This is a genomic window from Algoriphagus jejuensis (genome assembly GCF_039523455.1).
Lineage (GTDB): Bacteria > Bacteroidota > Bacteroidia > Cytophagales > Cyclobacteriaceae > Algoriphagus > Algoriphagus jejuensis.
The window spans coordinates 1-12594 of the sequence record NZ_BAAAFI010000030.1; the positions used below are offsets into that span (position 1 = coordinate 1).

Annotated in this window: 9 protein-coding genes and 2 tRNA genes; 3 read left to right on the forward strand and 8 right to left on the reverse strand. The window is 46.8% G+C overall.

Annotated features, from left to right (window positions below):
• The first annotated feature begins 994 nt into the window (after positions 1 to 994).
• The gene (locus ABD031_RS13595) at positions 995 to 1783 is read left to right on the forward strand and encodes a hypothetical protein (protein WP_343852367.1); all 789 of its coding nucleotides are present in this window, start codon (positions 995 to 997) and stop codon (positions 1781 to 1783) included.
• Positions 1784 to 2048: 265 nt separating this feature from the next.
• On the opposite strand, the gene ABD031_RS13600 is transcribed toward ABD031_RS13595, so the two are convergent.
• The 4 genes from ABD031_RS13600 to ABD031_RS13615 all read right to left on the reverse strand — a co-directional run bounded on the left by ABD031_RS13600 (position 2049) and on the right by ABD031_RS13615 (position 5446).
• Positions 2049 to 2588 (reverse strand): hypothetical protein, encoded by a 540-nt coding sequence (locus ABD031_RS13600; RefSeq protein ID WP_343852369.1) that lies wholly within the window; start codon positions 2586 to 2588, stop codon positions 2049 to 2051.
• Positions 2585 to 3157: a hypothetical protein gene (locus ABD031_RS13605; RefSeq protein ID WP_343852371.1), complete on the reverse strand. Its 573-nt coding sequence runs from the start codon at positions 3155 to 3157 to the stop codon at positions 2585 to 2587. Before ABD031_RS13605 ends, ABD031_RS13600 begins: the two co-directional genes overlap by 4 nt.
• A 123-nt stretch (positions 3158 to 3280) precedes the next feature.
• Positions 3281 to 4150: a hypothetical protein gene (locus ABD031_RS13610; RefSeq protein ID WP_343852373.1), complete on the reverse strand. Its 870-nt coding sequence runs from the start codon at positions 4148 to 4150 to the stop codon at positions 3281 to 3283.
• Between the two features lie 198 nt (positions 4151 to 4348).
• Positions 4349 to 5446 carry a DUF1573 domain-containing protein gene (locus tag ABD031_RS13615; protein ID WP_343852375.1) on the reverse strand — a complete coding sequence of 366 codons (1098 nt, stop codon included), beginning with the start codon at positions 5444 to 5446 and terminating at the stop codon, positions 4349 to 4351.
• Positions 5447 to 5517: 71 nt separating this feature from the next.
• Between ABD031_RS13615 and trpS the strand changes: the two genes are divergently transcribed.
• Positions 5518 to 6492: a tryptophan--tRNA ligase gene (gene trpS, locus ABD031_RS13620; RefSeq protein ID WP_343852377.1), complete on the forward strand. Its 975-nt coding sequence runs from the start codon at positions 5518 to 5520 to the stop codon at positions 6490 to 6492.
• 255 nt (positions 6493 to 6747) lie between these two features.
• On the opposite strand, the gene ABD031_RS13625 is transcribed toward trpS, so the two are convergent.
• From ABD031_RS13625 to ABD031_RS13640, 4 genes are all read right to left on the reverse strand, one after another.
• On the reverse strand, positions 6748 to 7602 hold the full coding sequence (locus ABD031_RS13625) for a PIG-L deacetylase family protein (protein WP_343852379.1): 855 nt from the start codon (positions 7600 to 7602) through the stop codon (positions 6748 to 6750).
• Positions 7599 to 11012 carry a HEAT repeat domain-containing protein gene (locus tag ABD031_RS13630; protein ID WP_343852381.1) on the reverse strand — a complete coding sequence of 1138 codons (3414 nt, stop codon included), beginning with the start codon at positions 11010 to 11012 and terminating at the stop codon, positions 7599 to 7601. Before ABD031_RS13630 ends, ABD031_RS13625 begins: the two co-directional genes overlap by 4 nt.
• 178 nt (positions 11013 to 11190) lie before the next feature.
• Positions 11191 to 11262: transfer RNA gene (locus tag ABD031_RS13635), tRNA-Glu, on the reverse strand.
• A gap of 59 nt (positions 11263 to 11321) precedes the next feature.
• Positions 11322 to 11393: transfer RNA gene (locus ABD031_RS13640), tRNA-Glu, on the reverse strand.
• A 185-nt stretch (positions 11394 to 11578) separates the two neighbouring features.
• Between ABD031_RS13640 and gap the strand changes: the two genes are divergently transcribed.
• Entirely contained in the window at positions 11579 to 12592 is a 1014-nt protein-coding gene (gap, locus tag ABD031_RS13645) for a type I glyceraldehyde-3-phosphate dehydrogenase (RefSeq protein ID WP_343852383.1), read from the forward strand.
• Positions 12593 to 12594 lie beyond the last annotated feature (2 nt).

Sequence of the window (12594 nt, forward strand, 5' to 3'; positions counted from 1 at the left end):
ATTCCCTTAGTTGGCCTAGGCCAACTAAGGGAATGGGTTGATACAAAGTTTAAACCCTAGACACAGTTTAATGAACTATCCCACGTCGCAGTAAAATGAGAGGAATTCCGCCTTCCGGAGCCCTATGCAGTTATTCCTTCAATGAGTTCAACCCTTTCAGGGTTGGGTAAATCAAATTACCACCTTAACCACGGGTTTCACCCATGGCTATTCAGAAGTTTGATCCCTTCGAGATCGGGTATCAGGGACATCATTTTGCCTTTTCATGACCACGAAGTGGTCTATCTTTTCAATAACCGCGAGTGCAACCCGTGGAAATGACAGAATTATGGAAGTTCCCGACAACCCCGAAGCGGGTTGAACTTTTTGGAAATGGAATTACAAATTCCAAAGGATAGGAGGGGGAATTCTCCCTGCGGAAGTGCGATATTGGAGTAAAAACATAGGAAATCCTAGTTCGGAGGTGGGATGCGTTGATTTGCGCTGGGAGTTCGACACCCTTCGGGGTCGTGTGGGTTACTTATCGTCGTTTTTTAATCCACGGGTTGCACCCATGGTTATTCAGAAGTTTGATCCCTTCGGGATCATTCGTTTTAAGATTTGTTTCGGTTGATGACCACGAAGTGGCTATTCAGAGATTCGATCCCTTCGGGATCGGGTATCAGGGACATCATTTTGCCTTTTCATGACCACGAAGTGGTCTAACTTTTCAATAACCGCGGGTACAACCCGTGGAAATGACAGAATTATGGTAGTTCCCGACAACCCCGAAGCGGGTTGAACTTTTTGGAAATGGAATTACAAATTCCAAAGGATGGTAGGGTTAAATTGCAAATCCCACCCAGCTTCCACGGAACCTCAAAGCTTAAAAGCAATAGACTACGCCGAGGCAGGGATTAAATTCGAAAATTGAAGATCAAATTTGATTTTGTCCCTTATACTTCAATCTATTTACAATGAGCTTGCTATATTTCTAACGATAATAAGACTAGAAGTGAAAGAAGAACCTCAAACCGCCCAAAAATCACCTAATACGCCGGAATTCGAAAAATTCAAATACAAAGTTGAAATCGTCAAATGGTTCATCGGGAGTGTTACACTGGTTGTCATATCCATGATGATTGAATGGGGCTTTAAAGACAGAGCAGCGGGATTGAATGAAATAAAGGAGTATGATAAATATGCCACAGAGCTCATTATTTTGAACAATGACCCTATAAAAAAAAGAATGTTAGCCCAATATTTTTCAAAAGTAACACCATCAGAAAAACTACGGGAGGGTTGGGAAGCTTATTACACTGAGGTGGATAAAGAATATCGAGAATTTTTAAGACAGGATTCTTTGGCGAAGATCAGGCTTGCCGAATTAAGTAAAGATACCTCTGAAACTAAAAATACTTTAAACGAAATAGAGGTAGCTTTGCTGAGTAAACAAATCCACGAAAACCAAAGAATTTTTAACCAACCCCTTATTCTTCCAGAAAATCGGACAATCCAACCCATAGTATATATTCAGTTCGGGAATGGTTCTGACCGCCCAAAAATAAATGCTCTTAGATCAAAAATTTCAATCCAGGGTTTACAAGCTCCTGGGGTAGAATTAGTCGAAAGTGCAAAAGATCTTGCCAGCAATGAAATTCGATATTATTGGGATTCCGATGCGATCTTTGCCAATTCTCTGAAAAACATCCTTGAACAAGAGGGTATAGAGACTGTCATTAAACATATTCCAACCTTAAAAAACAAAACGAAAGAAGGCACTTTGGAATTATGGTTGAAATAGAGTTAAAAAATTGAGGAAAGCCAAATCACAGCCTTTCAGCCTCAAAACACAATTCTATCAAACATAGAAATCCAAGGCCAGCAAGCCTATTGTAGGCAAAAGAAGATACTTACTTGGACGTATTGAACCATGTGTCTCTTAATATTTCTTCACTCATACCTGAGAGTGACTTCAACTGCCCCGATTCCTACGCCACTTTGCGTGTCGTCATGCGGGGAACCCCCCAGCAATCGGCATTGCAAAATCAATTCACAAATCTATTATTTCACATAGTGGAAATAGGGAAATTGAACCCGGCAAAGATCAACACCGGCAAGGGTTTGTTCAAACTCTCGATATAAGGATTCTTTTTGAGAGAATCCCAATCATCTTGAAACTCGCTGGATCTAGCAGGTATCAGCACGCCAAAATCCCAAAACACACCTTTCTTTCTGTTGGAATTCACTCTAACGCCCGCTCCGGCGCTGAAACCGTTATAGCTATCATTGTAAGTGTCCGCTCCGCTTATCTTTATCACCGAATTGTAGCCGTACATAGCGGTGAGGAAAAACTCCGTCTGCTTTTTGCTCGAAACAAGGTACTGCATGCCTGCATTATAACCAGCTCCAACCAAGTTGTAACCAACTCCCCCAAACAAGGCCAATTGGCTGGCTGGATTGAACGTTATTCGACCTCCATAGCCACCATAAGGCAATCCGAAGCCAAGACCGAGAGCGACTTTCCCTTGGTATGAACTGAAATGCTGAGCCGGAGAAAAAACTGAAAAGCCGGCGATCAGAGATAAGGTCAAAAAAAACTTTTTCAAGGCTGGGTTGTGATTTTGGTGAATGAATAATCTGGCGTCAACGCTCTGAACGGCTTGGCGTTTGTTTTATCGGTTTGATATTTTTTCATCCCGTTTTCGATATAAAAACTCAAGGATTCCCCTTCATCCGAAAATGTTTCACTATCCAGGGCAATCGGTGGCTTTTTATCCAAAATCTTTTGGATTCTATTCACTGTTTTAGTGTCGTTCGGATCGATCGGAAAAACTTTTACTGCAGCCTTCAGTGCTCCCATAGTTGGTCTCACTTCAATCATATATACTTGATCAGCCTCCAAAGTGGCTTCCAGAAACTCTCTGTTTTCAGCTCCCACCCAGAAAATATGTTCCCCTGGATCAGTTTCGTAGATGAAATAGTTCATTCCGGAGAATTTCCCAAGATAGAGATCATGGTGAAAATATTTGAAGTTGATCAATGCGCCCGTGCCATTGGATCGTACAAAATACAACAGCGATTTTCCGGGGCTTGGACTAAGCAGATCCTGTGCTTGGGAGGACATGCATAAAAACACCATGATGAAAACCATCATGAAGATTGTATGTTTTTTCATAAAGTGAGATTGGGGTGATTTGCGGGCGAAAGCAGAAAGAAGAATTAAATTTTACTACTCACTCGACCGTTTGCACCGATGAAATTTCCGCTCCCGATGAGTTGTCGTCGCCTATCTTGAATCTCATTTCACCTTCCCCGGGTTCTCCAGGATCTCTCTCAAAGAGTCGGGGTTGTTTTTCTGTGAGCCCGTGAGCAGATACACGATCATCCCCGCATCGGAAGGGTCAAACTCCTCTCCTTTTTGCGCAGCTTCCAGTCGGCCATAAAGCCAGTCCCAAGAACCTTTTTCAAAAGGCTTCTGGTCTTTTTTGGGGGAATCCTTCAACCAAGCGTACCGAGTCAGCGCGGTCTTCAGACCTTCGTAGTCGTTTCCGCCGTTTTGATCGGAGATGTGATCCATCTGTAATCCCCTACTGACAAATTTCCCCTCCATTTCCGCCCAAGTCCAGCCTTCATGGGTTTCCCATTCGTAGGGCTTGTCGGCATGCTCGTCGTTCCATTTGGAATGGGAGATCAACCGGACATGCTTCAGCTTGGTCGAGTCGGCCTCGTTGAGTGCGTCTCCGACCACGTCCATCGGCCCGGCAGCTATGATAGTCAGCGGATCTTTTGCAGAGCTTTTGTTGATCTGGAGAGTGATTTCGATCACCGCATAATTGGGGGCGGCGACGGCTTCAATGAACTTTGTCTTCTTGAACCCAAATTTGTTGGCTCCAATGAAGGCGCTTTCCCGCATCTGCTCACCGGCCTTTGGCTTCTCCTTGTTAGATCCCCAGGTATGGTCGCTGAATGAATAGATGATCAATTGATCCTGCATCCCCTTAGCCGCGAGCAGCGCCAAACTCATCGGCGTAGCAGCCCAGTCGTCCTCATCGTGTTCGTTGCCATCCGAACTGATGATGATCCGCCCCTTGGTATAAGGAATAGTTTGGGAGAACACATTTGAAAAAAGGGCCAAGAAAAAAATCAGGGGAAGTGCGTAGAATTTCATTCTTCAGGGTTTATTTGACGACTATCAGTTTACCAAAGTAGATCTTTAGATCTTCTCCGACAATCCAAATCAGGTACGGTTCTTGGGAAATTCTGTTTCAGCCCCATCTCGAATCTTAGGCCAATTCATCGAACAATATATTCCCTTTTCCCCTCAGGGAGAAAAAAGCAAACACACAGCAAAATCAGCAAGTGCTGTCTACTCAACCCTGCTTTTCATAACAATCAGCTGCACCGGGTTGACCGGATCATTTGAAAACACATAAATATTTCGCTGATCGATTCCCTTTCTGCCGATGGGATCAAACGTAAGGCTAAGCTCCATGCTTTCTCCGGGCTCCAGGATGTCCTTCGGTGCTTCGATGAGCAGACAGTCACAATTGCCCTCCACTTTTCTGATTTCCAATACTTGGCGGCCTTGATTCGTCAGCGTGACCGTTCGCCTCACGACTGCTTTGGGGCTGATCTCCTTGAGGTCTATTTCTTTTTGGGTGATAAAAAGCTGGGGAACATTATTCAGGTCACTTTTTTGGATCGGAGCAAAGTACTCGAACAGGTCTGCAATCACTTCCAGCCGGATCTCCGAGCCTTCTACGTTTTCCCATCGGATAGGTACTACATCTTCAAAAAACCCGAGGTCATTCTTGAGTTTGCCGTCATACCGAACCATTAGCAATCCTCTCTCCTGAGGGCGAACAAACTGCTGCACCTGCGAAATCTGAATATACGGCGGCGTCTCGGATCGAAATGCTCCCTTGTCTAGCAGTGCATCGCCCTGATTGAAAAACTCGAGGTATTTGATCTTTGGCTCGTTGTCAAAGACGTCACCCATATTTACTTTTCTCAATCGAAGCCCAAGAGGGCCGCGAATGATCGGATAGGCCCGCTTGACGTCAGTCGGGTAGGGAATCGAGATCCCCTCCAGGTAAAGTGAATCCTGCACCCCTCCCACGTTTCCCTTTACGACGATCAGTTTGGAGAAAAAACCTGCAGAAGTGGTGGGGTCAAAAGTCACCAGCACCTTTCCAGACTCTCCTACCTGCAAGGTGTCCTTGGTATACTCTACTGTGGTACAACCGCACTCCAGCCAGATGTCCTGAATGTAAAAAAGAGAGTCTTGGGTGTGGGTAAATTCAAACTCGGCATGCTGAAGACCCTGTTCCTCCAGTACGGTTCCCATGTTGATTCGATTGACTTTCCATATCAGTTTGGGTACAGTACTGTCCTGAGCCTGAGCGGAGGTAATAGAAAGCACAAGAAAAAAAGCGAGGTAAACGGGGCAAGCAAAACGGTTCATAGTTGCAATTAACGCATAATTTCACCTTCATTTCAGGTTGATTTACTTAATTTGCCGCAAAAATTAAGCAAATGGCAAGAGTACTTACAGGCATTCAAAGCTCCGGTCGCCCACACTTGGGCAACATCCTGGGAGCTATCGTTCCGGCTATCAAGCTGATCGATCAAAACCAGGAGGAGGCCTTTATTTTTATCGCCGACCTCCACTCACTGACATCCGGCAAAGGCGGTGAACTGCGAAAACAAAATACACTTGCCGTGGCCGCAGCCTGGCTTGCTTTTGGTCTGGATATCCAAAAGACGACTTTTTACCGACAGTCACACATCCCGGAAGTCACCGAACTCACCTGGTACCTCAACTGCTTCACGCCCTTCCCCATGCTGGCCAATGCGCACAGCTTCAAGGACAAAGCTGCGAGACTTTCGGACGTCAATGCCGGATTGTTCACCTACCCGGTGTTGATGGCCTCGGATATCTTGCTGTACTCAGCGGATTTGGTTCCTGTGGGAAAAGACCAACTCCAGCACCTGGAGATGACGCGCGACATTGCCAGTACCTTCAATCGGATCGTAGAAGAGGATATTCTCACCGTGCCGGAAGCCCGGATCAGCGAAGAAGTGATGATCATCCCGGGTACCGATGGCCAAAAGATGAGCAAGTCCTACAACAACTACATCGACATCTTCCTACCGGAAAAGGAGCTGAAGAAAAACGTCAACTCCATCGTCACGGACAGTACTGCGCTGGAAGACCCGAAAGATCCAGATACCTGCCATGTGTTCAAACTGTACAGTCTATTGGCGAGTCCTGAGCAGACAGTTAAGATGCGGGCAAACTATCTCGGAGGAAATTACGGCTACGGTCACGCCAAGAAGGAATTTATGGAGTTGATCCTGGCAAAGTATTCCAAGGAGCGAGAGACCTTTAATTTCTTCATGAACAATCCTGAGGAAATAGAAAAGCGATTGGCAGAAGGGGAGAAAAAAGCCAAAGTAGTCGCGATGGATGTATTGAACCGAGTGCGGACGAAGTTGGGATTTAGGTAGAAAGGGGACGTTAGACGTTAGATCTAAGACGCTTGAATGAGTCGAGAGCCTAGACGTTAGACGCTAGTATCAAGACAGGGTAATCGACTACAGGAGACGTCTTATCATCGTAGCAGTCATCTCGACGTTAGGAGAGATCTCAACATTGTCGCGGTCACCTTGACGTTAGGAGAAATCTCATCAATTATAGAACTGTTTCCTATTGGGAGATTTCTCCCTGCGGTCGATATGACGATACAATAAGCTGATCACTCCCTACTTCACCTCCCTAAAATACTCCCGATCAAAGATCCTCGAATAAATCCAGGCGGGAACCTTGTCGTGAAGCGGCATCAGATCTTTCAGTACCGCCTGCTGCGTCTCGTGCGCTTGCATCACATCGAGCGTCCGGGGGAAATACGCACGGGTCTGAATGGAAAAATCAGGCTCAGGCAAGCCCAAACTGGGATCCTCGGGGTAGTTTTTCTGAAATCCTGCAGAAAGCTTCAAAGCCAACTTGACCTGTTTTTTGCAAAGTGTCACTTGGTACATTTCCTCAGGTGAAAAACCGCTCTTTCCACGATTTTCCAAGAAAACTTCCTCTACTGCCTGACCCGTAAGCCGATGGTCGGGGTGCCCATATAGGCCCACCTTAGAATCGTAGGAAATCAATACATCCGGCTGGATCTCTGCAATAATCCCGGCAACGGCGTCCTTCAGCGAATCGAGTCCGACAGCTTCCAGTCCACTGTCGGGATAGTTTTTCATGTGCAACTGATCCGCACCGATCAGTTCTGCAGCACGGTGCATCTCGTCGGTTCTAAGCCTTGCCAACTGTGCTTCATCCTCGATACCGGATGACTTTCCTTTTTCACCCCGGGTCAGGCAGACCAGCTGGATTTCATGGCCTTCTTCCTTAAGTTTCATCAGCGTACCGGCGACAGTAACCTCGTCATCTGGGTGAGGAAAGACAACCAAAAAACGGTATTTTGGTTGCCCCTCCACCAATTGTTCCTGCTGGGGAATATCATGGTCATGCAGGTGATTTTTCCCAAACAGGATCAATATCCACGGGGAAAGCAACAGAATGAATCCAATGATCCCCAATGAAACAACTAGTAGTTTTTTCATTCCGATCTTCTCAACGTACTCAAATAACTCACCAAATCCCGGATTTCTCTTTTGCTCAAAAGCTCTCCCATTGGCGGCATACTGGATGCACCCATCTGGGAACTCTTGATATCTTTTTTTGAAATCACCTGCTCATCAGTTCCTACTTTCACGGTCATCGAACTGGCGTCTTCCGACATCATCGTCCCTGCTACTTTGTCTCCGGAATTGAGCTCTACGGTAATGAACCCAAAACCCGGAGCCAGTCGCTTGCTCGGCTCCACCAGGGCGATCAACAATTCCTCACGCGACAAGGTCGCCCCTATCCTATCCAAGGCTGGTCCGGCATTTCCGCCCATGTCATCGTAGGCATGGCACCGGATACATTGTGCCGTTTGATTTTCAAAGAAAGTTCTTCGACCCAGACGGACATTACCCTCCGCTAAAGCGCCTGCATATTTCTTCCAGTTTTCCCCGCCGGCTTTGGTGTCCAAAAGTGCATTGAACTGCCCCTGAAGCTCTGGAGATCCGGTTGCGGTGATTGCTTCTTCCAACTCGATCCAAGTGGCATCAGGTAGTTTTCCAGCCTCGAAGTCTGCCAAAATGTTTTTCCAAACCGGCAAATCCTTGCTGCCTTCCAATGAACCCAAAGTCAATAAAGCAGTTTGTTTTTCCGGATTGGTACGCTTCTGAATGATGTCCGTCAGCAAAGCGACCTTTTGATCGTTTGCCAACGAAGTCTGCGCCAACAGTCCCAGTCCCGCGACTCGGAGCGATTGGGAATTATTGTTCATCGCCTCAGTGATTGCCGCACTAAGATTTGGCGCATTCATCGCCACGATGGAATTCAGGGCCTGCACCTTCACTTGGTCAGATGGGTCTGACTTTAATTTTGCCATCAAGATATCAGCGGCATCCGTTATGTTCAGTTTGCCGATAGCCTTCACGGACTCCAGACGAATGTTTTCTTCCTTGGCGTTGGTCTGAGCGATCAAAACGCCCTTTACCTGTTCCTTAATAGTCGCTGCATCTCTGGTGACTTCGCCTCTGTATCTGCCGTCTACGCGATCGACAAGTGATGGCTTAGCCCAAGTCCCGATCGTAGCGACGGCTTCCTGCCGCAATACTTCCGGCGAGCTGGTTTTGCCAAGGTAGGTTACCAATTGATCCAGATTTTCTGCTTTCCCCACACGTTGATTTGCGCTGATTGCTCTTCGGATCAACGGCTCATTTTGAAAAGGCGTTGAATTTAAGATCGCTCCAAGTGCAGGAAGCGCTGCCGGGACAGAAAAATCATCATGAATCGCTCGCGCAGCTTCAGTCACGACGTACTCATCCGAGTCGTTCAGAAACTTCGCCAATTCTGGAGACTCCAATCTTCTCAGGGCGATGACCGCACCCATTCTCACCGCTTTGGAGGAGTGAGTGGAAAGCGCCGCAATGGGCTCAACTTGACCAATTCGGGACAAAGCCAGTGTAGCTGCGTGACGGATATAGGCGTCTTCATCATCGTTTGCTTCGAGCAGTGCTATCAAGGGTTCAACAGCATTTGCGTTACTGGTTCTTCCTAAAGCCTCTGCGCTGAAAAATCTCACTCGCGCGTTTTCATCTTTCAAACCGGCAAGCAAGTCAGTTCCTGCTTTGCCGTATCGAATGTCACCCAGCCACTTTGCCGCTTGAGCCTTGATCTCGGAATCAGCATCTTTCAGCAATGGTACAATCGCGTCGGCATACTTCATATCGTCCATTCTTGCCAACTGGCTCAGACCGACGATCGCATGGATTCTCGCCAACTGGTTACTCTTATCATTGATGACCGCCTGGAAAATTTCCGCTCCGTCATTCCCTCTTTTTGCCAATTCAAACTGGGCTTTTCTTCGGATTCTTTGATCTTCGAAATAGAGTTTCGTCTTTAGCTCATCTTCAGTAAGTTGCTTGTAATCTGCTTCGATCTCGGCTTTTGTTTGTGCTTGCAATGCCCATCCTGCGGCAGTTTCGTCTGTAAGTTTCCATATTCGTCCGTAGTTTTTGTCATCCCATCCATGGACAAAATCCCCCATATACAGCGCGCCGTCCGGTCCAAAATCAATCCCCGTTGGCAAAAATCCTCCGATGATCTTTTCAGTTTTAGTCATCTCAAACGAAGCACCTTTCGGTTGAAGCTGGAACGCATGAAGCCCAGAACTCGCCGCGCTTCCGACGAACTCAACCAGCAAGAAATGATCTTTCCATCGCTCGCCCAAACCTGCTCCAGGATTAAAAACCATCCCCGTCGGACCGCTGACGTAGTTTTGAATACATGGCGTGATATAAGCCGCCTGTCCTTCCCAACGCGGCAAAAACATCTTCTCATCCATCCACACCTTGTAGGTGTTATTGTCCGGATCGCGGTATTTTCCAAACTGCCAGTTGATTCTCCAACCAGTGTCGGAGCCATTGGTCAGGTAGACCAAGCGTTCTTTTTCACCCGCATGATCGCCGTCATTATCCTCTGAGATTAGGTTGTTGTAGTTATCAAAAACAAACTCGTGGGTATTTCTTACGCCCATGGCAAACACTTCAAAATCACTCCCATCAGGATTTGCTCTGGCGATCACACCACGGTTGGGATATTTCCATTCGGTACCGTCCGCACTTTTTCCATTGAAACCGATATCGCCCACGCCCCAATAAATTCTCCCGTCTGGCCCCATCTCCACTCCGGACATACCGTGACCACCGAAGCCAATGTGTACTCCGTAGCCATGCGACATCGAGGTCTTCTCATCCATGATTCCGTCACCGTTTTTGTCGATGAGCCTCCACATATCCGGCCCAGCTGCCACATACATTCCGTCTTCGGTAGTCAAAATACCTCCCGCGACATCGGTGACATCGTCGTTGAAATCCTGAACTTGGATCTGTGACCAGTCCGCCATACCGTCACCGTCGGTATCTCGGAGTTTGATGACCTCATTTGCCTCGACAGTCATATCCTTCCAATCATGGGAACCGTCACCATTCATGTCCAGCAACCACTCATTTTCTGAAGATCGCTCAGGAGAAAGCTCAGAATGGAGAAAGGCGCGCTTGTCTTCTATAGACTGAATGGCGATCGAACGGATCTCCCAAGACTGATGGCCCCGAATATCAAATTCGGAATTGTTTCTACGGGGAGATCTGGTGTAAAACACCTCTCCTTTGTCGTTGACATGAATACCTATAGGATCTTTGACTAGGGAATCTACCGCCCAAACTTCGAGTTTGAGGCCCTCGGCAAGCGCAGGGCTAACAGACTTGGTTGCGGCTTCGGCTTGAACTGCAATCTCTTCCTTACTCAGGGTTTTAATGCGAAGGTCTACGGGTTCGTCTGTTTTACAGGAGGAAAAAATAACGAGGCCGACAACAATTAGAGCACTTAATCGAATAGGTTTATTTTGGGATATGAGCATAGTTTTACCTAATTGGACGCCCAAATTAAAAAAAATGAAAACAATCTGCTTGCCGTTGATATAAATGGCTATAAATACAAAAATCCCGACCTAAGGACCGGGATTTTGTTCACTTTAACCACTAACAACCATAAAACAATAATAGTATAAGACACTTGGCGATTGCTCCTTGGTCTTGTAGTCGGTACGGGAATCGAACCCGTGTTTTATCCGTGAAAGGGATACGTCCTAACCCCTAGACGAACCGACCATTGGGGAATAAAAAATTTCAATACGCTGATTATAAGTTATTGAAAATCAGCAATCAAGTAGTCGGTACGGGAATCGAACCCGTGTTTTATCCGTGAAAGGGATACGTCCTAACCCCTAGACGAACCGACCATTAAAACCCCTGAAAAACGTGCTTTTCCGAAAGGTTGTGCAAATATAGCTGGTCAGATTTACAAAGCCAAAAGCAGCGCAAAAATTTCTTTGGAAAAGAGGTAAAAAGCTGAACCAAAGCGCTAAAGTTTTACTTGAAAAATAGTCCGCACCTTTATCTAATTTCGCAGAGAGAAAAAACCAACATGAGCCCACAAGCACCAATTATTAAAATTGCAATCAACGGATTTGGCCGAATCGGTCGCTATACGGCCAAGCTGCTACTGGCTCATCCCTCAATGCAGTTAGTCGCCATCAACGACTTGGCAGATACAAAAGCAATCGCCCATTTGCTAAAATATGACTCTGTTCACGGAAAATTTGAAGCAAAGGTCACCCTTCATGATGAACAATTATGGGTGAACAATCGCTGCATTTCACTTTTATCCCTAGCGAATCCGGAGGAACTCCCCTGGAAACGATTAGGCGTGGATATCGTAATCGAATGCACGGGAAGATTCGCCCACCGCAAAGGAGCTGAAATGCATCTCAAAGCCGGTGCAGGAAAAGTGATCATCTCTGCGCCGGTCGAGGACGAAAGCATCCCGATGGTCGTATTGGGCGTAAATGATGCAATCCTCACTGGCTCGGAAAGAATCATTTCAAACGCTTCTTGCACCACCAACTGCCTTGCGCCGATGATTCAGGTATTGGAAGAAAAGTTTGGGGTCGTCAAAGGCTTCGCCTCGACCGTCCACTCCTACACCAACGACCAGAATCTGCACGATGCCCCTCATCGGGACCTCCGCCGGGCACGCGCAGCAGCTTATTCCATTATCCCAACCACAACCAATGCCGGCAAGGCCCTAGACCGGATTTTGCCGGAGATGGCGGGAAAGATCGAAGCTTCCGCCATGCGCGTTCCTGTGCCGGATGGGTCTTTGACCGATCTGATTTTAGAACTGAAGCAGGAGGTGACCTCCGAGCAGGTCAATGAGGCCTACCTAGCTGCCGAATCCGAAAAACTAAAAGGATATTTACAAATAGAGACTGACCCCATTGTCTCAATGGATATTTTGGGAAATCCGCACTCGTGCATCATAGACCAAGAACTGACTTCGGCAAAAGGAAATCTCGTAAAAGTAGTGGGCTGGTACGACAACGAGTCCGGTTATGCTAACCGGCTCGTAAATCTTGTCGAAAAGATCTCAGGAATCTAACC

Bases quoted from the DNA above. Each gene is read 5' to 3' on its own strand.
- trpS (WP_343852377.1), top strand. From the start codon at position 5,518: ATGGCAAGAGTACTTACAGGCATTCAAAGCTCCGGTCGCCCACACTTG.
- ABD031_RS13605 (WP_343852371.1), bottom strand. From the start codon at position 3,157: ATGAAAAAACATACAATCTTCATGATGGTTTTCATCATGGTGTTTTTA.
- ABD031_RS13610 (WP_343852373.1), bottom strand. From the start codon at position 4,150: ATGAAATTCTACGCACTTCCCCTGATTTTTTTCTTGGCCCTTTTTTCA.
- gap (WP_343852383.1), top strand. From the start codon at position 11,579: ATGAGCCCACAAGCACCAATTATTAAAATTGCAATCAACGGATTTGGC.
- ABD031_RS13630 (WP_343852381.1), bottom strand. From the start codon at position 11,012: ATGCTCATATCCCAAAATAAACCTATTCGATTAAGTGCTCTAATTGTT.
- ABD031_RS13625 (WP_343852379.1), bottom strand. From the start codon at position 7,602: ATGAAAAAACTACTAGTTGTTTCATTGGGGATCATTGGATTCATTCTG.
- ABD031_RS13615 (WP_343852375.1), bottom strand. From the start codon at position 5,446: ATGAACCGTTTTGCTTGCCCCGTTTACCTCGCTTTTTTTCTTGTGCTT.